This is a genomic window from Nonomuraea guangzhouensis (genome assembly GCF_019396345.1).
Classification (GTDB): Bacteria; Actinomycetota; Actinomycetes; order Streptosporangiales; family Streptosporangiaceae; genus Nonomuraea; species Nonomuraea guangzhouensis.
This window is the reverse complement of record NZ_JAHKRM010000048.1, coordinates 43,887-67,335: the sequence shown is the minus strand read 5'-3', so window position 1 is coordinate 67,335 and position 23,449 is coordinate 43,887. Positions and strand designations below refer to the sequence as shown.

At 71.3% G+C, this 23,449-nt stretch carries 23 protein-coding genes; 7 read left to right on the top strand and 16 right to left on the bottom strand.

Going from position 1 to position 23,449, the window contains the following annotated elements:
- The first annotated feature begins 65 nt into the window (after positions 1–65).
- A complete protein-coding gene (locus KME78_RS57410; protein ID WP_219538522.1) occupies positions 66–1,727 on the top strand; it encodes a class I adenylate-forming enzyme family protein in 1,662 nt (553 codons plus the stop codon).
- Here KME78_RS57410 and KME78_RS57405 read toward each other — a convergent pair.
- From KME78_RS57405 to KME78_RS57380, 6 genes are read right to left on the bottom strand one after another with little or no spacing between them, the layout of a single operon-like run.
- Positions 1,724–3,196, bottom strand: a complete 1,473-nt coding sequence (locus tag KME78_RS57405) for a hydrogenase large subunit (RefSeq protein ID WP_219538521.1) — start codon at positions 3,194–3,196, stop codon at positions 1,724–1,726. The genes KME78_RS57410 and KME78_RS57405 overlap by 4 nt on opposite strands.
- Complete coding sequence (locus tag KME78_RS57400) at positions 3,193–4,677, bottom strand: proton-conducting transporter transmembrane domain-containing protein (RefSeq protein WP_219538519.1); 1,485 nt, start codon at positions 4,675–4,677, stop codon at positions 3,193–3,195. The genes KME78_RS57405 and KME78_RS57400 overlap by 4 nt, the downstream gene beginning before the upstream one ends.
- Positions 4,677–5,336 (bottom strand): hypothetical protein, encoded by a 660-nt coding sequence (locus tag KME78_RS57395; protein WP_219538517.1) that lies wholly within the window; start codon positions 5,334–5,336, stop codon positions 4,677–4,679. The genes KME78_RS57400 and KME78_RS57395 overlap by 1 nt, the downstream gene beginning before the upstream one ends.
- Before the next feature lie 5 nt (positions 5,337–5,341).
- Positions 5,342–6,268, bottom strand: coding sequence for a respiratory chain complex I subunit 1 family protein (locus tag KME78_RS57390; RefSeq protein ID WP_219538561.1), 927 nt, complete (start codon positions 6,266–6,268; stop codon positions 5,342–5,344).
- 5 nt (positions 6,269–6,273) lie between these two features.
- A complete protein-coding gene (locus KME78_RS57385) occupies positions 6,274–8,256 on the bottom strand; it encodes a proton-conducting transporter transmembrane domain-containing protein (protein WP_219538516.1) in 1,983 nt (660 codons plus the stop codon).
- Complete coding sequence (locus KME78_RS57380; protein WP_246654780.1) at positions 8,253–8,675, bottom strand: NADH-quinone oxidoreductase subunit B family protein; 423 nt, start codon at positions 8,673–8,675, stop codon at positions 8,253–8,255. The genes KME78_RS57385 and KME78_RS57380 overlap by 4 nt, the downstream gene beginning before the upstream one ends.
- Before the next feature lie 239 nt (positions 8,676–8,914).
- On the opposite strand from KME78_RS57380, the gene KME78_RS57375 reads away from it, so the two are divergent.
- From KME78_RS57375 to KME78_RS57360, 4 genes are all read left to right on the top strand, one after another.
- Positions 8,915–10,357, top strand: coding sequence for an MFS transporter (locus KME78_RS57375; protein WP_308127540.1), 1,443 nt, complete (start codon positions 8,915–8,917; stop codon positions 10,355–10,357).
- 168 nt (positions 10,358–10,525) lie between these two features.
- A complete protein-coding gene (locus KME78_RS57370) occupies positions 10,526–10,924 on the top strand; it encodes a hypothetical protein (protein ID WP_219538514.1) in 399 nt (132 codons plus the stop codon).
- Positions 10,925–10,968: 44 nt separating this feature from the next.
- Positions 10,969–11,328 (top strand): nuclear transport factor 2 family protein, encoded by a 360-nt coding sequence (locus tag KME78_RS57365; RefSeq protein ID WP_219538513.1) that lies wholly within the window; start codon positions 10,969–10,971, stop codon positions 11,326–11,328.
- Between the two features lie 110 nt (positions 11,329–11,438).
- Entirely contained in the window at positions 11,439–12,731 is a 1,293-nt protein-coding gene (locus KME78_RS57360) for an MFS transporter (RefSeq protein ID WP_308127539.1), read from the top strand.
- 49 nt (positions 12,732–12,780) lie between these two features.
- Here the strand turns inward: KME78_RS57360 and KME78_RS57355 are convergent, their stop codons facing one another.
- From KME78_RS57355 to infC, 8 genes are all read right to left on the bottom strand, one after another.
- Positions 12,781–13,014: a hypothetical protein gene (locus KME78_RS57355; RefSeq protein WP_219538511.1), complete on the bottom strand. Its 234-nt coding sequence runs from the start codon at positions 13,012–13,014 to the stop codon at positions 12,781–12,783.
- Between the two features lie 72 nt (positions 13,015–13,086).
- Positions 13,087–15,642, bottom strand: coding sequence for a phenylalanine--tRNA ligase subunit beta (locus KME78_RS57350; RefSeq protein WP_219538510.1), 2,556 nt, complete (start codon positions 15,640–15,642; stop codon positions 13,087–13,089).
- Positions 15,642–16,682, bottom strand: a complete 1,041-nt coding sequence (pheS, locus tag KME78_RS57345; protein WP_246654791.1) for a phenylalanine--tRNA ligase subunit alpha — start codon at positions 16,680–16,682, stop codon at positions 15,642–15,644. Before pheS ends, KME78_RS57350 begins: the two co-directional genes overlap by 1 nt.
- A gap of 144 nt (positions 16,683–16,826) precedes the next feature.
- Positions 16,827–17,915 (bottom strand): sensor histidine kinase, encoded by a 1,089-nt coding sequence (locus tag KME78_RS57340; protein WP_308127538.1) that lies wholly within the window; start codon positions 17,913–17,915, stop codon positions 16,827–16,829.
- A gap of 50 nt (positions 17,916–17,965) precedes the next feature.
- Complete coding sequence (locus KME78_RS57335; RefSeq protein ID WP_219538507.1) at positions 17,966–18,769, bottom strand: TrmH family RNA methyltransferase; 804 nt, start codon at positions 18,767–18,769, stop codon at positions 17,966–17,968.
- A 112-nt stretch (positions 18,770–18,881) separates the two neighbouring features.
- Positions 18,882–19,265, bottom strand: a complete 384-nt coding sequence (gene rplT / locus KME78_RS57330) for a 50S ribosomal protein L20 (RefSeq protein ID WP_219538506.1) — start codon at positions 19,263–19,265, stop codon at positions 18,882–18,884.
- Positions 19,266–19,288: 23 nt separating this feature from the next.
- Positions 19,289–19,483, bottom strand: coding sequence for a 50S ribosomal protein L35 (gene rpmI / locus KME78_RS57325; protein WP_219538505.1), 195 nt, complete (start codon positions 19,481–19,483; stop codon positions 19,289–19,291).
- 126 nt (positions 19,484–19,609) lie between these two features.
- On the bottom strand, positions 19,610–20,329 hold the full coding sequence (infC, locus tag KME78_RS57320) for a translation initiation factor IF-3 (RefSeq protein WP_219538503.1): 720 nt from the start codon (positions 20,327–20,329) through the stop codon (positions 19,610–19,612).
- Positions 20,330–20,533: 204 nt separating this feature from the next.
- On the opposite strand from infC, the gene KME78_RS57315 reads away from it, so the two are divergent.
- Together KME78_RS57315 and KME78_RS57310 are read left to right on the top strand one after the other, a co-directional pair.
- A complete protein-coding gene (locus KME78_RS57315) occupies positions 20,534–20,815 on the top strand; it encodes a type II toxin-antitoxin system Phd/YefM family antitoxin (protein WP_219538501.1) in 282 nt (93 codons plus the stop codon).
- Positions 20,816–21,026: 211 nt separating this feature from the next.
- On the top strand, positions 21,027–21,218 hold the full coding sequence (locus tag KME78_RS57310) for a PIN domain-containing protein (protein WP_219538499.1): 192 nt from the start codon (positions 21,027–21,029) through the stop codon (positions 21,216–21,218).
- Here KME78_RS57310 and KME78_RS57305 read toward each other — a convergent pair.
- Together KME78_RS57305 and mltG are read right to left on the bottom strand one after the other, a co-directional pair.
- Positions 21,190–22,047, bottom strand: coding sequence for a shikimate dehydrogenase (locus tag KME78_RS57305; protein ID WP_219538497.1), 858 nt, complete (start codon positions 22,045–22,047; stop codon positions 21,190–21,192). The genes KME78_RS57310 and KME78_RS57305 overlap by 29 nt on opposite strands.
- A 209-nt stretch (positions 22,048–22,256) precedes the next feature.
- Positions 22,257–23,411, bottom strand: coding sequence for an endolytic transglycosylase MltG (gene mltG, locus KME78_RS57300; RefSeq protein ID WP_219538495.1), 1,155 nt, complete (start codon positions 23,409–23,411; stop codon positions 22,257–22,259).
- Positions 23,412–23,449: the final 38 nt, after the last annotated feature.

Here is a 23,449-nt window from a genome sequence, read left to right as displayed (position 1 = left end):
CGACGTACCTACCGGTCGGTACTGTGATTTATCCGGGATTGCCGTCCACTGTGGGAGTGCTTCGCATGACTCTTTCTCATGCCCAGGTCCAAGCCCAGCTCACTGGTCCTGGCCAGCTTTTCGAGATGGAGGAGATCGGCGACAGCGGAGTACGGACCTGGAAGCATGCTCCTGGCCACTTCCGGGCCCTGCTGGAGATGAGCAGGTTCCACGGTGAGAAGGAGTTCCTCGTCTACGAGGACGAGCACATCACGTTCGAAGAGCACTTCCGGCGGGCGGCGACGCTGGCGAACCGGCTCGTGACCGAGTACGGCGTGGTCAAGGGTGACCGGGTCGTCGTGGCCATGCGCAACTACCCGGAGTGGGTGGTGGCCTTCTCCGCCGCGCTGGCCGCCGGGGCGATCGCCGTACCGCTCAACGCCTGGTGGACCGAGCCCGAGCTGGCGTACGGCGTGCTCGACTGTGACGCCAAGGTGCTGATCGCGGACAGCGAGCGGGCCGTCAGGCTCGCGGCCACCGGCGTGCCGATGATCGTGGCCAGGGGCGAGGCGCCCGAGGGCGCGCGCTCGTTCGAGGACGTGCTGGGCGAGGTCGGCGCGGACGTGACGCTGCCCGACGTCGAGCTCTCCCCCGAGGATCCGGCCACGATCTTCTACACCTCCGGCACCACCGGGCATCCCAAGGGGGCGCTGGGCAGCCACCGCAACCTGGGCCAGTCGCCGATGACCGTCGCCTACGGGCTGATGCGGGCGGTCGCGCTGGCCGGCAAGGACGCCGCCGCGGCGGCGGGCGCGCGCCGGGTGACGCTGCTGACCGTGCCGCTGTTCCACGTCACCGGCTGCTTCTCCGCGCTGACCACCACCATGTTCGCGGGCGGCGGGCTGGTCCTGATGTACAAGTGGGACCCCGAGCAGGCGCTGCGGCTCATCGAACGCGAGCGGGTCACCACGATGATCGGCGTGCCGACCAACGCGTGGCAGCTGATGTCCCATCCCGACTTCGGCAAGTACGACCTGTCGTCACTGACCACGCTCGGCTACGGCGGGGCACCGGCTCCGCCGAAGCTGCTGGAGCGCATCGGCGAGAACCTGCCCGACCGCGCCGCCTCGAACGGCTACGGCATGACGGAGACGACCGGCCTGGCGGTGGGCAACGGCGGCCCCGACTACCAGGCCAGGCCCGACAGCATCGGCCTGCCCACCGCCGTGGTCGACGTCCGGGTGGTCGCCCCGACGGGTGAGGAGCTGCCGCGCGGCGAGGTGGGCGAGCTGTGCGTACGCGGCCCGAACGTCATCATGCGCTACTGGAACAAGCCGGAGCCCACGGCACAGACCTTCGTCGACGGCTGGCTGCACACCGGAGACCTCGCCAAGATCGACGAGGACGGCTTCGTCTACATCGTGGACCGGGCGAAGGACATGGTCATCAGGGCCGGCGAGAACGTCTACTGCGCCGAGGTGGAGGCGGCCATGTTCGAGCACCCGGCGATCGACGACGCGGCGGTGATCGGCATCCCCCACGACGAGCTGGGCGAGGAGGTGGGCGCGGTGGTCCGGCTCAAGCCGGGCACCTCGACCACCGCCGAGGAACTCCAGTCCTTCCTGGTGGAGCGCATCGCCAAGTTCAAGATCCCGGCGCACGTCTGGTTCAGGGAAGCGGAGCTGCCGCGCAACCCGGGCGGCAAGATCCTCAAGACCCACCTGCGCCGCGAGGTGCTGGGCGGCTAGAGATCGTTGCCCGCGTAGGACAGGTTGAAGCTCTTGTTGACCAGCGGGAAGTCGGGCACGATCGCGCCGCCCAGCGCGACCGGCAACGCGGGCCAGTTGAAGAACGACGGGTCGGCGATCTTCACTCTGGCCAGCCTGCCGTCCCCGTCCAGCTCGACGCGGTGGACGATGGTGCCGCGCCAGCCCTCGACGATGCCCACGCCCGAGCCGCGCCGCCCGTCCGGCAGGCTCCAGTCACCCGAGGCGTTCGCCAGCCGGTCGATCAGCGCGATCGAGGCGGCGATCTCGTCGGCCCTGACCTGGAAGCGGGCCAGCACGTCTCCGCCCGTCCGGGTCGCCACCGGGAACGGCCCCAGGTCGATGAACGGGTGGTCGCGGCGGGCGTCGATGTCGAGCCCGCTGGCCCTGGCCACGTAACCGAGCGTGCCGAGGTCCGTGGCGGCCCGCTCGGTGAGCACGGCGGTGCCGGTGAACCGGTCCGACACCACGCCGTGACCGAGCGCGAGCCCGGCGATCTCGGCCACCTCGGCGCCGAGCGCCGCCAGCCTGGCCGGGTCGGGCATGGCCCGCAGCTGCGCGCCGCCGAGGCGTGTCGCGCCGCGCAGCAGGCGGTGGCCGGTGACCTCGGCGTTGATGCGCAGCAGGTGTTCGCGGACGGTGCCGCAGTGGGCCTGCAACACGCTGTGGGCGACGTCGTTGCAGAGCGCGCCCAGGTCGGTGACGTGGTTGTAGAGGCGTTCGAGCTCCAGCAGCACGGCTCTGGCGCGCTGCGACTCGGGGTCGACGGCCGTGCCGGTGGCCTCCTCGACGGCCAGGCAGTAGGCCAGGGCGTGGCCGACCGACGTGTCGCCGCTGACCCGCTCGGCCAGCGCCAGCCCGTCTTCCGGACGGCGGCCCTCGAAGAGCTGTTCGAGGCCCTTGTGCACGAACCACAGGCGGGCCTTGAGCTTGAGTATCGTCTCGCCGACCACCGAGAAGCGGAAGTGGCCCGGCTCGATGCAGCCGGCGTGCACGGGGCCGACCGGGATCTCGTAGACGCCGTCGCCCTCCACGTCGCCGAACGGGTAGGGGCCCTCCGGGTCGCCGAACGACGGTGGCCGGCCCGCGTCAGGGAGCATCGGGTACCAGCCCCGGGGCCAGTGGTGGTGCCTGACCAGGCGCTGGGGCAGGGGGTGGCCTTCGGGGGTGATGCCGTACAGGTCGCGGATCTCCCGCTCGAAGCGCCCGGCGGGGAAGGAGAGCGCGGCCAGGCTGGGGACGGCGGGCTCGGTCAGGTGTACGTGCAGCTCGGCCCGCCGCGCCGGGCGGGCGGCGGTGAACAGGTAGACGAGGCGGAAGCCGGTGTCCTCGGCGTGCGCGGCGACGAGCGCGACGCGGTGCCCCAGGGCGAACAGGTCGGCGGCGCACGCGACGAGCTCGCCGGGCCCGATGTCGGCGACCGTCGGCTCCCCTCCGACGACGGCGGTCATCGCGCGCCTCCCACGGGGCCGGCCGCCGGTCCGATGGCGGCGATGGTGGCGGCGGACTCCAGCAGCGGCCGGAGCGGCCCCAGCGTCACGCCGAGCGCCGCGCACGCGACGAGCCCCGCGACCAGCGGCACTCCCGCTCCCCGCAGGCGGATCCCCAGCCCGCCCTCCGCGCCCGGTGGCGCGTCGCCGAGCAGCATGCGGCCGGCCGTCCCGCCCACGCCCGCGACGATCACCAGCATGAGCACCAGCGCGGGCGCCATCGCCCACCCGAGCCCGGCCGTGAAGCCCGCCCGTACGATGCCGAGCTCGCTGGCGAACAGGCTGAACGGCGGCAACCCCAGCAGCGCCAGCAGCCCGAGTCCGAAGATCGTGGCCAGTCCGGGTGCCTGCCCGCCCAGCCCGCGCACCTCGTCGATCCGGCTGCTCCCGGCCGCCTGCTGGATCCGCCCGGACCCGATGAACAGCACCGACTTGCCCAGCCCGTGCCCCAGGATGTGCAGCAGCACGGCCGCCAGTGCCAGGCCGTTGCCGATGGCCGCGCCGAGCGCGATCAGCCCCATGTGCTCGATGCTCGAATAGGCCAGCATCCGCTTGACGTCACGCTGCCCGATCAGCAGCGCCGCCGCCACGGCCAGCGACGCCAGCGCCACCACGATCAGCAGCAACCGGCAGAACCCCGGCCCGAGCGCCCCGTCGGAGATCACCTTGACCCGCAGGATCGCGTAGAACGCCACCGACAGCAGCACCCCGGACATCAGCGCCGACACCGGCGCGGGCGCCTGGCTGTGCGCGTCGGGCAGCCAGGCGTGCAGCGGCGCCAGCCCCGCCTTGGCGCCGAAGCCGAGCACGAGCAGCACCACCGCGATCCGCGTCACCCCCGGGTCGAGCCGCCCGGCGTGCCCGGCCAGCGACACCCAGTCGAGCCCCTCGCGCGTGGACAGCCCGGCGTGCACGGCGGCGTAGTGCACGATCACCAGGCCGAGCAGCGCGAGCGCGATGCCGACCGAGCAGATCACCACGTACTTCCAGGCCGCCTCGGTGGCCTTCCTGGTACGGCGGTGCCCGACCAGGAACGCGGTCAGGATCGTGGTCGCCTCCACCGCCACCCAGAGCATCCCGAGGCTGGCGGCGAGCACGGCCGTCGCCATCGCCGCCACGAAGCACTGGGTGAAGATCCCGTAGCGGCGGGCGGCCGCCGGCCCCGCGTGCCCGGCGCTCGCCTCGGCCCGCAGATAGCCGGGGCTGGCCAGCATCGCGAGCAGCGCCACGACACCGATCACGATCAGCATGTACGCGCTGAGCGCGTCCACCCGCAGCAGCCCCCACAGCCCGCTCTCGTCACCGGCCCGCGCGAGCAGGACAGCGGCGGCGAGCAGCCCGCCCGCGGACAGGGCGCCGAGCCACGCCGTCACGCGGTTCCAGCCGAACAGGGCGTACAGGCAGGCGGCCGCGAGCGGCAGCGCCACCGGGACGATCATCATCAGTCGTGCAGCTCCCGTAGCTCGTCGAGGTCGGTGCCGCCGAACGCGGCCCGCATCCGGGTGGTCAGAACCTGCAGCGCCAGTACGGCGAGCAGCACGTCGAGGGAGACGCCCAGCTCCACCACCAGCGGCACCCCGGTGGTGGTGAGGAACGCGGCGGCGGTGATGGCGTTGTCCATCAGCAGGAACCCGACCACCTGTGACAGCGCCCGCCTCCTGGTGACCAGCACGAAGAAGCCCACCAGCAGCACGGTCAGCGCGATCGGCACGGCCTGGGTGGCGGGGGTGGGCGCCAGGCGTACCAGGGGCTGGGAGACCGCGTACGCGATCATCGTCAGGACGGCCGTGACCAGCAGCGACGCGGCGACGCTGACGTGCGGCCGGGCCTCGCGACCCTCCTCGCCGGCTGCCAGCGCGCGCCGCATCAGGTAGGGCAGGAGCACCGCGCGCAGCAGCCCCACGCCGAGGCCGAGCACGGTCAGCTCCACGTCGGCCTCGTGCAGCCCTCTGACCGTGATCAGCGCGCCCAGGGCCACTCCCTGCAGCCCGAACAGCCAGATGATCGCGGCCAGGTCGCGCCGCCACAGCACCAGCACCCCGGTCAGCAGGAAGGCGCCGCAGGCCAGGTCGAGCGCCTGCACGTACAGGGGATCAGTCATCTCACTCACGCCAGGAAGAAGGAGGCGGCGACCGCCAGCAGGGCCATCAGGAACGAGCCGGCCAGCAGTTCGGGGATGCGGAACAGGCGCAGCTTGGCCATGAACACCTCGCCGGCCGCCAGCGCGCCGCCCAGCAGCGCCACCTTCGCGGCGAACGCCACCACGGCGACCAGCAGCGCGACCGGCCCGGCGGTCGCGGTGGCGATGCCGAACGGCGCGAACAGCCCGGCGAACAGCCCCAGCATGACCGTCAGCCGCATCGCCGAGGCCCACTCGATGAGCGCCAGGTCGGGACCCGCGTACTCCAGGATCATCGCCTCGTGGATCATCGTCAGCTCCAGGTGGGTCGAGGGGTTGTCCACCGGGATCCGGCCCGACTCGGCGATGGTGACCACCGCGAGCGCGACGGCGGCGAGCAGGCTGACCGGGGAGATGAGCGACAGCGGGCTGCTCGCGGTGGCGGTGACGATCGCGCCGAGGTCGGTGGTGCCGACCCGGATCGACAGCGCGAAAACGGCCAGCAGGATCGTCGGCTCGACCAGGGCGAGCACGGTCATCTCACGGCTGGCGCCCATCCCGCCGAACGCGGTGCCCGTGTCGAGCCCGCCCAGCGCCAGCGCCACCGAGCCGAGCGCGAGCAGCGCGGCGACCGCGAACAGGTCGGCGACGCCGTCGAGCGGCGAGTCGGCGGTGACCAGCGGCACCGCCGCGGCGACCACCAGCGTGGTCCCGGCCAGCAGCGGCGGCGCGGCCCTGAACGGCCAGCCCGTGCCGTGCGGAGCGATGGCCTCCTTGCGCACCAGCTTGCGCAGGTCGCGCCACGGCTGCCGTACCCCGGCGCCCGCGCGGCCCTCCAGGCGGGCCCTGACCTGGCGCATCAGGCCGACGAGCAGGGGCGCTCCGGCGGCCACCACGAGCAGTTGCAGCACCATGGCGATCACGAGATCACCGCCAGCACGATCAGCACGCCGGTCAGCGCGTAGAAGCCGTAGGCCAGGTAGCGGTGGACGCTGCCGTCGGCGAGCCGCCGCGCGGCCGTGCCGAGCCGGACCGCGGCGGCCAGCACCGGCTCGTACAGGCGGCGTTCGACCCGGTCGGGCACCCTGGCCCGGAATCGGACCCGCCGCACCAGGTACGCCGACTCCTCGACGGCCGTCACGTCGATGGCGCGCTCCGGTTGGAGGGCGTCGACGAAGACCCGTTGCAGGGGTTCGGCGAAGGAGGTGGCGGTGTATTCCATGCGGGCCGACACCGGGCCGGCGCCGCAGTCCCACAGGCGGGCCGCCCGCCGTACGGGCCGGGTGGCCACCGCGCGGACCAGCGCCGGCACCGCCGCCATGACCCCGGCCAGCGCCAGCGCGATGAGGATCGGCGAGATCGAGCCGGTGATCGCGGTGAGCCGGAGCGTCACCTCGCCCGTGACTGGCCGGCCGGCGGGGATCACCTCCGTGACGGCGTCGATGAGCGCGGGGAGCACCAGCGTGGGGTTGAGCGCGAGGAACAGGCAAGCCGTCGCGGCCAGTGCCATCCCGCAGATCGCCGTACGCGGGCTCTCCGCCGCCTGTTCGGCGCCCGGACCGCGCGGGCGGGCCAGGAAGCCGACGCCGAACGCCTTCACGAACGTGGCCACAGCCAGTCCCGCCGTGAGTGCGATGGCGCCCACCGCCAGCGGCATCGTGACCGCGCCCGCCACGCCCGAGGCGGGCAGCGCGTGGATGAGGCTCTGCAGCAGCAGCCATTCGCTGACGAAGCCGTTGCCGGGCGGCAGCGCCGACGCGCACAGGGCGCCGATGGCGAACAGGGCGGTGGTGTAGGGCATGCGGGCGCGCAGGCCGCCGAGCGCGTCCAGGTCCCTGGTGCCCGTGGCCCGCTGGACCGAGCCGGCCGCCTGGAACAGCAGCGTCTTGAAGGCGGCGTGGTTGACCACGTGCAGCAGGGCCGCGGTGAGGGCGAGGGCGGCCAGCGGGCCGGCGCCGTCGGCCGCGAAGAAGCCGGCCGCGCCGACGCCGATGAGCACCAGGCCCATGTTCTCGGTCGAGCAGTAGCCGAGCAGCCGTTTCAGGTCGGTGGCCATGGCCGCGTGGAGCACGCCGTACAGGGCCGACAGGGCGCCGAGTGCCAGGACGATCCACCACCACCAGACGGGGCCGCCGCGCAGCAGGTCGAGCCCGACCCTGACGACGCCGTAGACGCCCATGTTGACCATGGCGCCACTCATCAGCGGCGACACGTGGCCGGGGGCGGCCGGGTAGGCCCTGGGCAGCCACACGTGCAGCGGCACGATGCCGGCCTTGGCGGCGAACCCGGCCAGGGTGGTCAGGAAGATCACGTTCCTGGCGGCAGGCGACAGCTCGGCGGCGCGTAGCTGGTCGAAGCCGTCGCCCATGGTTCCGGCGGCCAGATAGCACAGGCCGCACAGGATCGTCACCAGGCCGAGGTGGGTCATGACGGCGTACCAGAGCGCGGCCTTCCTGACCGACGGCCTCGTGCGGTGCTCGGCCAGCACGAGCAGGAGCGAGGTCATCGCCATCAGCTCCCAGCCGAGCAGGAACGCGCCCACCCCGTCGGCCGCGGGCACCAGCAGCAGGGCGGCCACGAACAGCGGCACGACCGCCCGCGTGGCCCTGGCCGGGGCGGAGCCGATGCCGTGGATCGCCGCGCACACCGTCACCCCGCCCGTGACGGCGGTGAACAGGCCGCCGAGCGGGTCGAGCGCCAGCCGTACGCCGCCCAGGGGCAGCAGGTCGGGCAGCCAGGCCGACCAGCCGTGGCCGAGCATCGCCCGCACCCCCGCCACGGCCGCCACCGCCCCGGCCGCCGCGGTGATCAGCCCCGCCGCACGTACCCCTGCCTTTGTGGGCAGCAGGGCGAGGAGGGCGGCGGCCAGGCAGAGGCCCAGGGCGCACGCGTAGAGGGTCATCGACCGGTCATCCCGCGGAGCGCCTCGATGATCGCCTCGGGTGGCGGCGGGCAGCCGGGTACCTCGACGTCGACCGGCACCACGTCGCCGACCGCGCCCGCCACGCCGTACGCGCCCGCGAACACCCCGCAGTCACGCGCGCAGTCACCCAGCGCGATCACCCGGCGCGGCTGCGGCACCGCCTCGTAGGTGCGGCGCAGCGCCATCTCCATGTTGCGCGTCACCGGCCCCGTGACCAGCAACGCGTCGGCGTGCCGCGGCGAGGCGACCAGCCGGGCGCCATAGCGCTCCGCGTCGTACACCGGTCCGAACACCGAGGCGATCTCCACCTCGCATCCGTTGCACGAGCCCGCGTCCACGTGACGGATCTGCACGGAACCCGCCAGCTCGGGCGTTCCTCGACTTGTGGAACGTTCCATCGGCGGCTCGGCCATCCGCCCTGTTTTCAGAATTTTTCGCCACAAACCCACAGCGACCCCCCATCGCTCCGACCTGGGAAAACACCATCCCCTTGCCGGGCTGACCACTATGCCGCGCTCGCGGGCGACTCGGAGCCTTCATCTCCAAAGATCTTGAATCCATCTATGGAATAAATCATTCCGTTCCCGTAAGCTAAATTCAGAACAGAGCGATCCGTTCCGAAATCTGGAGGGCTTCCGTGACCGCAATACTTGAGGCGCCGACCGCCGAGACGACCGTCGGCAGGCACCGCTGGCTCGGCCTGTCCGCCATCCTCGGCGCGACGCTGATGAACCTGCTCGACTCCACCGTGGTGAGCGTCGGCGGCCCGGCCATCCAGGCGGACCTGGGCGGCGGCTACGCCGCGCTCCAGTGGATCGCCGCCGGCTACACACTGGCGCTGGCGGTGGGGCTGCTGACCGGCGGACGGCTCGGCGACATGTTCGGGCGCAGGCGCATGCTGCTCCTCGGTACGGCCGGCTTCGTCCTCACCTCGCTGGCCTGCGCGCTGTCGCCCACACCCGAGGTGCTGATCGTGGCCCGGGTGCTGCAGGGCCTGACCGGAGCCGTCATGATCCCGCAGGGCTTCGGCTTGATCCGCGATCTGTTCCCACCCGCGGAGCTGGGCAAGGCGTTCGGCGCGTTCGGCCCGGTCATCGGTCTGGCCACCATCCTCGGGCCGGTCGTCGCCGGGCTGCTGGTCGACGCGGACGTGCTGGGCACCGGCTGGCGCATGATCTTCCTGATCAACCTGCCGCTCGGCGCCTACGCACTGGCCGTCGGCTCGAGGGTGCTGCCGGCCGTACCGGCTTCGGCCCGCTCGACCCGGCTCGACCTGGGTGGGAGCGTGCTGGCGGGGGCGGGGATGCTGCTGCTGATCTACCCGCTGGTCCAGGGCCGTGAGCTGGGCTGGCCGGGCTGGTCGCTGGTGATGATGGCCGCCTCGGTGCCGGTGCTCGGCGCGTTCGGGCTGCACCAGCTGCGCCGCAAGCGGGCCGGGGCCACCACGCTGGTCGAGCCGGGCATCTTCCGCCGCCGCTCCTACACCTCCGGCATCGCCTTCGTGATCGTCTTCTTCGGCGCGGTCTGCGGCTTCGGGCTGGCGATCGGGATGTTCCTGCAGCTCGGGCTGGGCCACACGGCGCTGCACGCCAGCCTGACGATGGCGACCTGGGCCGTCGGCGCCTTCCTCGGCACCGCGTTCGCCGGGGCCAGGATGGCCGTGCTGGGCCGCCGGATCCTGCATCTGGGCCTGGCCGTCATGGCGGCCGGCATCGCGGCCCTCTACGTGGTCCTGCGGCTCGGCGGCACCGGCGACTGGGAGCTGGCGCTCCCGCTGCTGGCGTACGGGGTGGGCATGGGCATGATCTTCGTGCCGCTGTTCGGCATCATCATGGGCGAGGTCGAGGACCACGAGGTCGGCTCGGCGTCCGGGGCGCTGGAGAGCATCCAGCAGCTCGGCGCCTCACTCGGCATCGCCGTCCTGGGCACGGTGTTCTTCGGCCGGCTCGGCTCCCACCTGCCGGGCACCGCCAAGCTCGACGCGGCGCAGGCCGCCGCCTCGGTGACGCTGATCACGCTCGGCCTGACCGCCGTCGCCTTCGCGATCGGCTTCCTGCTCCCGGAGAAGGCGCGCGGCTGAGACCCTTTCCAGGCGTCCCCGGCAGGCCCCGGGGACGCTTTTTTCGTTCCCGCGCCCCAGGTCGAGCCGGAGATAAGCGCCCGCATTACCTCTGGCGTAATCGCGGCGCCCCCGCCCCGGCTGACATGTTTCTCATGTCCGAACGAACCCCTCGAAGGGAGCGCCGAAATGACCGCCCTCACCATGACCGACCAGGCCAGATTCCTGCGCGTGGTGCTGGCTCTCGACGCCGTCGTCACCGGTGTCAACGGGCTCGTCTACCTCGCCGCCGCCGGTCCCGCGAGCGACCTGCTCGGCCCGGACGCGGGGCTGCTCAGGGAGATCGGCGTCTTCCTTCTCGTGTACGGCGCGGCGGTCGGCCTGCTGGCGAGCCGCCGCGCGATCAGCCCGGTGGCGACCAAGGCCGTGATCGCGCTCAACGCCGTCTGGACCCTGGGCAGCGTGCTCGCCGTGGTCACCGGGGTGGCGGAGTTCACCACGATCGGCGCGGTATGGGCGATCGCCCAGGCCATCGTGGTCGGCGTCTTCGCCGAGTTGCAGATCATGGGCCTCCGCCGGCTCCGCTAGCCCCCTGTTTTAAGTCGAAAAATCATCTGAAAGGTAGAAAAATCATGAGCAACGAGCTGGTCGACCGCTACATCGCCGCCTGGAACGAGACCGACGCCGACGCCCGCGCCAAGGCCGTGGCCGAGCTGTGGACCGAGGACGCCACGTACACCGACCCGCTGGCCGAGGTGGCCGGTCACGCCGGGCTCGCCGCGCTGATCGAGGGCGCGCAGGGCATGTTCCCCGGCTTCGTGTTCAGCCCCGGCGAGGTGTACGACGCCCACCACGACATCGCCAGGTTCAGCTGGCACCTGGGCCCGGCGGGCGAGGAGCCGGTGGTGGTCGGGTTCGACGTGGTGCAGCTGGCCGCGGACGGCAGGATCGCCCGGGTCCTGGGCTTCCTGGACAAGGTGCCCGCCGCCTGAAGACGCGGATGTTTCCCTGGGGCCTCCGGAGTTCTCTCCGGGGGCCCCAGCCGCGTGCCGGAAGAAAATCGATTGCCCGCGCCGAGGGCTTTAGCACAGAATCACCTCTTGTGGCCGATCGACTAAAGCGCCTGCTCAGCGGGCTGGTGCCCGATCTGGGTCCGCTGCGCGACTCGCGGGACTATCGGCTGCTCATGGCCTCGGGTGTCATCACGATGTTCGGCACGTTCATCACCGTGGTGGCCGTGCCGTACCAGATGAAGGAGCTCACCGGCTCCTACGTGGCGGTCGGCCTGGTGAGCCTGGCCGAGTTCGTGCCGATGGTGGTGTGCGGTCTGTGGGGCGGCGCCATCGCCGACGCGCTCGACCGGCGCATGGTCATCCTGCTCAGCGAGCTGGGGCTGATGGTGACCTCGGGCCTGCTCATGGTCAACTCGCTCCTCCCCCACCCGCAGACCTGGGTCCTCTACGTGGTCGGCGCGCTGGCCATGGGCATCGCGTGCCTGCAACGGCCCAGCCTGGAGGCGCTGATCCCCCAGGTGGTCAGGCACGACCAGCTCGGCGCGGCCGCGGTGCTGGCGAGCCTGCGCTGGAACCTCGGCGCGATCGTCGCCCCGGCTCTCGGTGGGCTGCTGGTGACGGCGTTCGGCACGGCCGTGGCCTATGGCGTCGACACGGTGAGCTTCGTGCTGTCCCTGGCGCTGCTCTGGCGGATCAGGGCCGTGCCACCCGCCGAGGACGCCGCGCCCGCGTCGCTGAGCTCGCTGGTCGAGGGCGTGCGCTACGCGGCCGGGCGCAGCGATCTGATCGGCACCTACCTGGTCGACATCGCCGCGATGCTGTTCGCGATGTCGACGGCGCTGTTCCCGTTCCTGGCCGACCAGCTGGGCGCGCCGCAGGCACTCGGGCTGCTCTATTCGGCGGGTGCGGTGGGCTCCCTGGTGGCCTCGCTCACCGGCGGCTGGACGGCGCGGGTCCACCGGCAGGGCCTGGGCGTGATCATCGCGGCGGGGCTGTGGGGTGCCGCGATGGCGCTGGCGGCGGTGATCCCGAACGTCTGGGCGATCTTCTTCTGCCTGGCGCTGGCCGGGGCGGCCGACATGATCAGCGGTATCTTCCGCTCGACGATGTGGAACCAGACGATCCCGAACGAGCTGCGGGGCAGGCTGGCCGGCATCGAGCTGCTGTCCTACGCCAGCGGTCCGATGCTCGGCAACGCGCGCGCCGGGCTGATGGCGCAGCTGGGTGGCGCCCGGTTCTCCCTGGGGGCGGGCGGCGTGCTGTGCGTCGCGGCGGTGGCGGGCCTGGCCGCGGCGCTGCCGAAGTTCCGCCGGTACGACTCACGCACCGACGAGCACGCGCTGGCCGAGAAGGCCCGCCGAGCCGCCCAGCTCCCCGCCTGACGCCATCAGCGGCGGCCGCGCCTCCGCGCGAGCGCGCCTTGGACGCGGGTCAGCCCGGCTCGCGCCAGCCGTCGTGGTCCTCCACGAGCGCGTCGACCTCCGGCAGGCGGTCCTCCTCGAGCCCTTCCAGGACGACCAGCCACTGCGCGTCCTCGGCGTCGTCCTCGCCGGCGAGCGTCTCCCGTACGACCTGGGGTATCTCCAGCGCGGGGAACCGCTCGCCCAGCGCCTCCGCGACCTCCTCGGCGTCGTCGCGCTCGGCGAACACCAGCAGATGCCTCATCTCCGGCCTTTCACGGACGAGGCCCGGCACGGCGCACCGTACCGGGCCTCGGACCAACGATCGGGCGCCGCCTCAGGCGCTGCGGAGCTGGGCGCCGACGCGGTCGGCGGCCATGGCCACGGCGGCGTCGCGAGCCGCCGTCGTCTCCTCCACCGTCAGCGTGCGGTCGGCCGCGCGGAAGCGCAGTGTGTACGCGAGCGACTTGTGCCCCTCCCCCACCTGCTCCCCGGCGTAGACGTCGAACAGCCGGATCGACTCCAGCAGCTCCCCCGCCCCGTCACGCAGCGCCGCCTCCACGTCGGCGACCGGCGTGAAGTCGGGCACGATCAGCGCCACGTCCTGGGTCGCGACCGGGTAGGACGAGACGGCCGGCGCCTCGGCCGGGCCCGGCATGGCCGACTCCAGCCTGGACAGCTCCAGCTCCATCGCCGAGGTGCGCGGCGGCAGCCCGTAGGCCTCGGCGACGCGCGGGTGCAGCTCACCGGCGTGGCCGACGAGCGTGTCACCGACGTAGAGGGCGGCGCACCTGCCGGGGTGCCATGGTTCGTGCTGGTCGGCGATGACCGACAGCTCGACGCCCGCCTCGGCCGCCACCAGCCGGGCCGCCCGCACGGCGTCGGCCCAGCATTCCTGGCGCCCGCGACCCCACCAGCCGGACCGCTCGAACTCGCCGGCCAGCACGACCGCGACCCGGTGCGGCTGGTCGGGCAGGGCCGCGGCGACCGAGGCCAGCTCGTCGCCGCTCGGCCTGTCGTCGACCCGCAGCACCGGCGCGGCGGCCGGCGCTCCCTCGCGGGGCCGGAAGACGAGCCCCGACTCGAACAGCGCCACGTCGGAGAAGCCGCGCCCGGCGTTGCGTACCAGGGTCTTGAGCAGCCCGGGCAGCAGCGTCGTGCGCATCAGCGGCTCGTCCTCGGCCAGCGGGTTGGCCAGCCGCAGGGCGCGGCGGCGCGCGTCGTCGGCGGGCAGCTGCAGGGCGTCGAAGTCGCCCTCGCTGATGAACGGGTAGGCCAGCACCTCGACGTAGCCGGCGGCGGCCAGCGTCCTGCCGACCCGCCTGCGCAGCCGCTGCCCCTCGGTCAGCCCGGCTCCGGCCGGGGCCTTGGGCAGGAGGGAGGGCAGGCGCTCGTAGCCTTCGAGGCGGATGACCTCTTCGGCCAGGTCGTTGGGGTCGGTGAGGTCGGGCCGCCAGGACGGCGGGGTGACCGTGATCATGTCGTCGCCGGTGACGGCCAGCTTGGCCGCCAGCTCGCCGCCGGTCACGACCCCGGTCGGGTCGACGCCGCCCACGCGGACGGCCGGGTCGTCGCCGTCGGTCACGACGCAGCCGACCTGCTCCAGCCGGCGTACGACGGTCTCCTTGGAGTAGGGCACACCGGCCACGTCGCCCGGATGGCTCGCCGGGATCGCGATGCGGGCCGGGGCGACGTCGATCTCGGCGTGCGTGAGGCCCGGTCGCACGGTGGCGCCGCCCAGCTCGGCCAGCAGCCGCACCGCCCGCCACGAGGCGACCAGCGGCAGCTCGCGGTCGACGCCGCGCTCGAACCGCTTGGACGCCTCGGAGACGAGGTTGTGCCTGCGGGACTCGCGGGAGATGCCGGTCGCCGAGAAGTGCGCGGCCTCGATGACGATGTCCGTCGACTCGCCGGAGATCTCGGTCTCCAGCCCGCCCATCGTGCCCGCCATCGAGATCGGGCCCGACTGGTCGGTGATCAGGATGTCGTCGGGGTCGAGCTTGCGGGTGACGTGGTCGAGCGTCTCGAGCGTCTCGCCCTGACCGGCCCTGCGTACGACGATCTCGCCGGTGAGCTTGGCCCGGTCGAAGGCGTGCAGCGGCTGGCCGAGCTCCAGCATCAGGTAGTTGGTGATGTCGACGGCCAGCGACACCGGCCGCATCCCAGCCCGCGTGAGCCGTACGCGCATCCAGAGCGGGCTCTGGGCGGCGGGGTCGAAGCCGGTGACCTCGCGCAGCACGAACCGGTCGCAGGCGTCCGGGTCGCCGATCGAGGCGGGCCACGCCGGCTCGTCGGCGGCGGGCAGCTCGACGTCGGCCGGGTCACGGAAGACGACCTCGAACGCGGTCGCCGCCTCGCGCGCCACGCCCCTGATCGACAGCGCGTAGCCGATGTCGGGGGTGATCTCCAGCTCGATCACGTCGTCGCGGAGCCCGAGCAGCTCGACCACGTCGGCGCCGATCGGCGTGCCGGCGGGCAGCACCATGATGCCGCCGTGGTCGTCGCCGAGGCCGAGCTCGCGCTCGGAGCAGATCATGCCCTCGGACAGCCGCCCGTACGTCTTGCGCGCGCCCACCTCGAAGCCGCCGGGCAGCACGCCGCCCGGCAGGACGACCGGCACGCGGTCACCGGCGGCGAAGTTGGTGGCGCCGCAGACGATCTCGCGCGGCATCGCCTCCCCCACCTCGACCTTGCAGTGCCTGATCGGCTTCTTGAAACCGGTCAGCTCCTCGATCTCGAGCACCTCGCCGACCACGACGTTCTTCACGTCGTGACCGTGCGAGCTGATCGACTCGAGCTTGAGCCCTGCCGCGGTGAGCTTGTCGGCCACCTCTTGCGCGGTGACCGCCGGGAGATCGGCGTACTCCCGCAGCCAGGAGAGCGGGACCTTCATCAGATCTCCATTCCGAACGGAAGCGTGAAGCGCACGTCTCCCTCGACCATGTCGCGCATGTCCTCAGCGTTGTGGCGGAACATCAGCGTACGTTCGATGCCCATGCCGAAGGCGAAGCCCGAATACGTGGACGGGTCGACGCCGCAGGCGATCAGCACGCGCGGGTTGACCATGCCGCAGCCGCCCCACTCGATCCAGCCCTCGGACTTGCAGGTGCGGCACGGCGGGTTGCCGGGGATCGCCGAGGCGCCGCGGCAGACGAAGCACTTGAGGTCCATCTCGGCCGACGGCTCGGTGAACGGGAAGTAGTTGGGCCGGAACCTGGTGGAGATGCCCTCGCCGAACATGACCTCGGCGAACCGGTCGAGCGTGCCCTTGAGGTGGGCCATCGTCAGCCCCTCGTCGATCGCCAGGCCCTCGACCTGGTGGAAGACGGGGGTGTGGGTGGCGTCGAGCTCGTCGGTGCGGAACACCTTGCCCGGCGAGATGACGTAGCACGGCGCGCCCCGCTGCAGCAGCGCGCGGATCTGCACCGGCGAGGTCTGGGTGCGCAGCACCATGCCCGACTCGGTGGACTCGACGAAGAACGTGTCGTGGTCGGAGCGGGCCGGGTGGTCCGTGGCGATGTTGAGGGCGTCGAAGTTGAACCACTCGCCTTCGAGCTCGGGGCCCTCGGCCACCTCGTAGCCCATCGCCACGAAGGTGTCGGCGATGCGCTCCTGCATGGTGGTCAGCGGGTGGCGGGCGCCGAGCGGCTGGCGGTCCCACGGCAGGGTGACGTCGACGGCCTCCTCGACGAGGACCCGGGCGTCGCGCTCGGCCTCCAGCTCGGCCTGCCGGGCGGCGAGCGCCTCGTTGATCGCCTTGCGGGCGCCGCCGACGCGCTTGCCGGCCTCGGCACGGGCCTTGGGCGGCAGGGCGCCGATCTCGCGGTTGGCCAGCGCGATGGGCGAACGGTCACCGGCGTGGGCCAGCCGCGCCTGCTTGAGTGCGTCGAGGTCGCCGGCCGTCTTGATCGCCGCCAGGGCGTCGGCCTCCATGCGGGACACCTCGTCGGCATGCAACGGTGTCACCTCGACGGGGTCGTAGTCAGACAAGAGTGAGCTCCGTATCCAGGGCTTGAGCTTGACAGAGTCTAGTGGGATCCGCCCACCGGGCCGACTCGCGCCCGTTACCCGCAGGGGCTACACAGTGGCGAAGTCAGGGGTGCCGGTGGGCACGGTAAATCGGAACTCCGCCCCACCCTCGGGCGCGCGCTGCACGATGATCGTGCCGCCATGCGCCTCGACCAGGCCCTTCACGATGAACAGGCCGAGCCCGGTGCCGCCGCGCCGGCGGCTGTTGCCGCGCCAGAACTGCCGGAAGACGCGCGGAGCCAGCTCGGGCGTGATGCCCTCGCCCTCGTCGCGCACCGACACGGCAACTCCCCATCCGACGGACTCGATCTCTATGGTGACGGTGCCGCGTCCGTGGCGCACCGCGTTTTCCATCAGGTTACCGAGGATCTGGTCGATCTTGTCCTGGTCGAGCCACATCTCGGGGAGATCGTCACCGGCGACGAGGCGGAAGCGGTCCTCGGTCTCGCCCGCCGCGACGCGACCGGCGATGATGCGCCGCGCTCTGGCGGGCACGTCGACGACCTGGCGGTGCAGCTCCAGCCGGCCCGACTCGATGCGGGAGACGTCGAGCAACTCCGTGATCAGCCTGGTCACCCGGTCGGCGTCGTTGTTGACGGTCTCGAGCATGACGCGCTTCTGCTCGTCGGTGAAGCGGGTCCACTTGGCCAGCAGGGTCGCGGTGAACCCCTTGACGCTGGTCAGCGGCGAGCGCAGCTCGTGGGCGACCGTGGAGACCAGGTCGGCGCGGCTGCGCTCCAGCCGGGCGCGGGCGCCGCCGTCACGCAGGGTGATCGTCACCCGCTCGACGTCGCCGCACCGCTCGGGCTCGCGGGACAGCCGGGCCGCGACGTAGAGCTCCTGCCCGCCGGGCAGGTGCAGCGGCCGCTCCGGCACCCTGCTGCGGGTGCGCAGGCCGCCCTCGGGGTCGAGGGCCTTCCACCACTCGCGGCCGTCGTGGTCGCGGAAGGGGAACACCTCGTTCATGTCCTTGCCGACCGCGCGTTCGGCGGCGACGCCAGTGAGCCGCGCGGCGGCCCGGTTGACGGCCAGCACGCGGCCGAATCTGTCGGACACGATGAGGCCGTCCGGAAGATCGTCAATGGCTATCGTGCACGCGGAGGCGACCACTCGACCATCGGTGTCTGCGCCGTGCACGAACTCGCCTCCTCCGCCTACAAGGCCGACAATAGCGGGTTTCCAGCCGCCTAGGACACTCGCTGAGCCCTGGCGGAGGAGTAAAGGCATACCGCGGCCGCGGTGGCCAGGTTGAGGCTTTCGGCCTGTCCGTAGATGGGCACCCTGACCACATCGTCGGCTTCGGCGAGAACCTCCTCGGGCAGACCCCACGCCTCGTTTCCGAAGATCCACGCGGTGGGGCCCGACAGGTCGACGTCGTCGAGCGTGTGCTTGCCCGCGCCGTCGGCCGCCAGCACGCGCAGTCCGCGCTCTCTGAGTTGACGCACGGCGGCGGCCACCGGTGTACCGATGGTGACGGGCAGGTGGAACAGGCTGCCCGCGCTGGCGCGTACGCACTTGCCGTTGTACGGGTCGACGGAGGCGTCGGTGAAGATCACGGAGTCGGCGCCCGCGGCGTCGGCGGCGCGCATGACGGTGCCCGCGTTGCCGGGGTCGCGCACGTGCGCGAGCACCGCGACCAGGCGCGGCTCGCCGGACAGGGCGTCGTCGAGCGGCACGTGCACCAGCCGGCACACGGCCAGCAGGCCCTGCGGGGTCACGGTCTGGGAGAGCTCCGACATCACCTCGCCGCTGGCCCGGTGGATCGGTATGCCCTTGAGCGTCGCGTCGGTGATCAGCTCGGGGTGGCGGAGCTCGGCCTCGGCGGTGGCGAACAGCTCCAGCGTCACCCCGTCGAGCTTGAGCGCCTCGCGCACGGCCTGCGGCCCCTCGGCCAGGAACTTGCGGTCCTGCTCCCGGTAGGCGCGCTTGGCGAGCCTCCTGGCGGCCTTCACGCGCGGCGACTTCACGTTGGTCAGCTCGGATCCCGCCATGCTCTCCCCTGATGGTCTGTACGGCCGGGCGTACCGGCTGGGAACACAGCAAAGGGCCCACCGTCAGGTGGGCCCTCGACTGGAGCCTCGCCGGGCTCGGTCCTCAATCGCCTCAGCTCGCGGCCGGGGCGTTCACGTTCGCCGGCAGCGCCTTCTTGGCGGCCTCGACGAGCGTGGCGAAGGTCTGGCTGTCGTTGACCGCGAGATCGGCGAGGATCTTGCGGTCGACCTCGATGTTGGCCAGTCGCAGACCCTGGATCAGGCGGTTGTACGTCATGCCGTTCTGACGGGCGGCGGCGTTGATCCGCTGGATCCACAGACGGCGGAAGGCACCCTTACGGTCCTTCCGGTCACGATAGGCGTACGTCATCGAGTGGAGCATCTGCTCCTTGGCCTTGCGGTAAAGACGTGACCGCTGGCCACGGTAACCGGAAGCCCGTTCGAGGACGACCTTACGCTTCTTCTTGGCGTTGAGCGCCCGCTTCACGCGTGCCATGTTCTCTCTCCCCGGGGGTCGCGCTACTTGGCGAGCAGCTTCTTGATCTTCTTGGAATCAGCGTCGGACAGGACGACTTCATTCTTGAGACGGCGCGTCAGCGTAGACGACTTCCACTCGTTGTAGTGCGCGCGATTGGCACGGCGACGCACGAGCTTGCCGCTGCCGGTCAGCCGGAACCGCTTCTTCGCACCGCTGTGCGTCTTCATCTTCGGCATTCGCCGTCTCTCCTCAATTCGTCCGTGCCGGTGGCCGGGCCGGTGCTGGCCGACCCGGTCGCGGCGTCTTCGTCTGGTGGGGGTGGCTGTTCGGGGTGTGCTGTTAAGGCTAACCCGAACCGCGGGTCACGCTTCCTGTACGGAGGCTTCCTGACCGGAAGACTCCTCCGCGGAAGGCTCCTCGCCACCACGCTGGGCCTTGGCTGCGGCCTTTTCCGCCTTCGCCTCGGCCTTCTTCTTGTGCGGACCGATCACCATGATCATGTTACGGCCGTCCTGCTTGGCGTGGGACTCGACGAATCCCAGCTCCTGGACGTCGTCCGCGAGCCGCTGCAGCAACCGGAAACCGAGCTCCGGCCGGGACTGCTCGCGACCACGGAACATGATCGTGACTTTGACCTTGTCTCCTGCCTTGAGGAACCGCACCACGTGACCCTTCTTGGTCTCGTAGTCGTGCGGGTCGATCTTCGGCCGGAGCTTGATCTCCTTGATGATCGTGTGCGCCTGATTCTTGCGCGCCTCGCGCGCCTTCATCGCGGACTCGTACTTGAATTTGCCGTAGTCCATGAGCTTGCACACGGGCGGTCGAGCCGTGGCCGCGACCTCGACCAGGTCGAGGTCGGCCTCCTGAGCGAGCTTGAGGGCATCGTGAATGGAGACGATGCCTACCTGCTCGCCGTTCGGGCCCACGAGGCGCACCTCGGGAACTCGGATACGCTCGTTGATGCGGGGCTCAGTGCTGATGGGGCCTCCTAGGTTTGCGATCCCGTACGTGCTCGGTGCCGAGGAACTCCGCGCAAACGCGAAAAGCCCCGCACGTCGCGCATGCGGGGCCACTGAGCTCATTGGCATCGTGGCCGTAAGCTCCCCGGAGTAAGTCCGGCGTGATCCTTGACCCGGCCACCTCTCGGTGACACAGGTGGGAGGGAGACCTCCGCTTGCGCGTCCAGCAAGGCATGCCGGACCGATCAGAGAGCTACGTTACCACAACCGCGAGAGTTCCTCGAATCATCCCCGCTGGCCAGAGTCTCTGCGCCAAAGTGCTGGGGCATGACCGTAGAACAGCTCGCAGAGACCAGATGGCAGCTAGGGGAGGCCAAACAGCGCTTCAGCGAGGTCATCCGCCGGGCCCATGACGAGGGACCGCAGATCGTCACCAGGTACGGGCAGGATGTGGCGGTGATCCTTGGCATCGAGAAATACCGCCGGCTCAAGGGCGAGCAGCCCGACTTCAAGGAATTCCTTCTCTCGGGCCCCGACCTGAGCGCGCTCGATCTCACCCGCGACAAGAGCAGCGCGATGCGGGGTACCGACTTCGAGGGCATCGAGTGAGCTACGTTCTCGACACCAACGTCGTGTCGGAAATGACCAAGCATGCCAGAGACGACAGCGTGCAGGGGTGGCTCGACACCATCACCGGGCCCAGCCTCTATGTGAGAGTCATGGTGTTCGGCGAGATCCGCAAAGGTGTCGAGCTGCTGTGTCGCCGCGACCCACTCCAGGCAGGTGGTTACGAATCCTGGCTAATCGGTTCAGGACTCGGGTGCTGCCCGTCACCGCCGCCGTGGCCGAGGAATGGGGGCGGATGCACGCCGTGCGGCCGCTCCCGATCGTCGATGGCCTCATCGCCGCCACCGCCCGCGCGCATGACTGGACCCTCGTCACCCGCAACGTGAAGGACTTCGTGGGCCTCGACGTCCAGTTGATCAACCCGTTCGAGTGGCCGCCCGTCTGAGGATCTCCGCCTCACCGGCCGCGCGCATGGCCTCCACCGGCACATCCGTCCGGCCCGTCATCAGCTCCACCTGCCGCACCGCCTGGTGCAGCAGCATCGCGAACCCCCCGACCACGGTGCCGCCCGCGGTCTGGACGGCCGCCGCCGCGCTGGTCGGCCAGGGCGAGTAGACCACGTCGAAGAGCGCGGGAACCCGCGCCAGCCGCGCCGCGAAGGCGTCGGCCGCGCCGCCCGGCAGCGTGGACACCACCAGGTCCACCCGCGTCGAGACGTCGAGCTTGTCGAACGTCTCCACCGCCAGCGCCATCCCGAGCCGCTCGGCCACCCCTGCCGTCTCCCCCGCCCTGGCGGGATCGCGGACCAGCAGGGTCGCGGAGTACAGCCCCAGACCGCGCAGCGCCGCCAGCGCCGAAGCGGCGGTGGCGCCGCCGCCCAGCACGGTCGCCGACCTCGGCGCCGGCACCCCCGCCTCGGCCAGCGCCCGCTCGATCCCGTAGACGTCGGTGTTGTCCCCATGGCTCGCGCCGTCGCGGAACACCACGGTATTGGCGCCGCCCACCTCCACGGCCAGCTCGGAGACGCTGTCAAGCAGCGGCAGCACGGCCCGCTTGAGCGGCATGGTCAGCGACAACCCCGCCCAGGCCCCCTCGTCCTCCGGCACCTCACCGCGTAGCGGTCTGAGCGTCCGCAGCAGGCCGGGCAGCCGGGCCTCGTCGCACTCCAGAGCCTCGTAACTCCACCCGTCGAGCCCCATCGCCCGATAGGCCGCCCGATGCAGGTAGGGCGACAGCGAATGCCCGATCGGCGCCCCCAGCACCCCTGCCCGCACGTGCTTCTCCTCTCAGAGCCCTTACTGACTTCTCTGTTGTACGGCATGCCCAGGCAGTCTGTTGTACGGCATGCCCCGGCCGGCCCCAGTCGCCGTACGGGGCTCAGGGCCTCCAGGGAGACGGCCGCTGAGCCCGCACAGGGCCGGGCACCGTTACGGGACGGTGAGACCGGTGGCGTGGCCGGCTTCCGCCGGCTCAGCCCGAGGCGTCAGCCGCCGTTCTGACGGTATTCGTTGAGCAATACCTGGAATTCCGCGTCCGTGACGGCGAACTTGGTGATCTTGCTCTTCGGGTCGGTGGCGACGAAGTAGAGCCAGTCGCCCTTCGTCGGGTTGAGCGCCGCCTCGATCGCGTGGTCGCCCGGGTTGGAGATGGGGCCGGGCGGGAGGCCCGGGTATTTGTAGGTGTTGTACTTGGAGGTGCTCTGCAGCTGCGCGTGCGTCGCGGCCGTGCCGCGCTTGCCCAGCCCGTAGAACACCGTGCTGTCCATCTTCAGCGGCATCTCCGGCTCGTGGGCGAGCCGGTTGTAGATGACGCGGGCGATCTTCGGCATGTCCTCGTAGCGGCCGGCCTCGGCCTGGACGATGCTGGCGATCGTGATGATCTCGGCGGGGGTGCGCCGCAGGGCCTTGGCACCGCCCACGAGGTCGGTCTTGTCCGCCGTCTGGTTGAACCGTTCGACCATCAGCGACAGCATCTCGGCCGGCGTGGTCTTCGGCTGGAACTCGTACGTGGCGGGGAAGACGTAGCCCTCGAGCTTGCCCTTGGCGTACGGGGGCAGCTCCATGTCGCCGGTGTCCTTGGTGGCGGCGACGAACTCCTTCAGCGGCTTGCCGGTCTTCTGGGAGAGCCGGGCGAGGACGTCGGTGAGGCGGAGCCCCTCCTCCAACGTGATCTTGACGAGCAGCTTGTTGACCGAGTCGAGCATCGTCACCGCGTTGGCGGCGGACATGCCCTTGCGCAGGGTGTATTGGCCCGGCTGGAGCGCGCCGCTCTTGTTGGCGTTGGCGATCGCGTTGGTGAACGCCCTGGCGCTGGCGACGACCCCCTGCCGCTCCAGCTCCGCCGCCACGTCGGAGGCGGACTGGCCATCCTTGATCTCGATGGTCACTTCGCCCTTGCCCTGACCGGTGAAGTCGTCGGGCACCAGAGCGCCGCTGATCCACTGGTAGCCGAAGTAGCCGCCGCCGCCGAGGATGCCCGCCAGGACGATGAAGGCGAGCAGCGGCGCGATGAAGCCGCCCCGGTTTCGGCGCCTGCGGCGCCTGCGGCTGCCGCCCTTGCCGTTACCTCGGGCGCGGCGCCGGGAGGAACCTTCGTCGTCCTCGGCGCCGAGCAGGAAATCCATGTCGAGATCGTTCATAGGTGCGCAGGCCAATCTCCCGGTACGTCCGGCCCGGC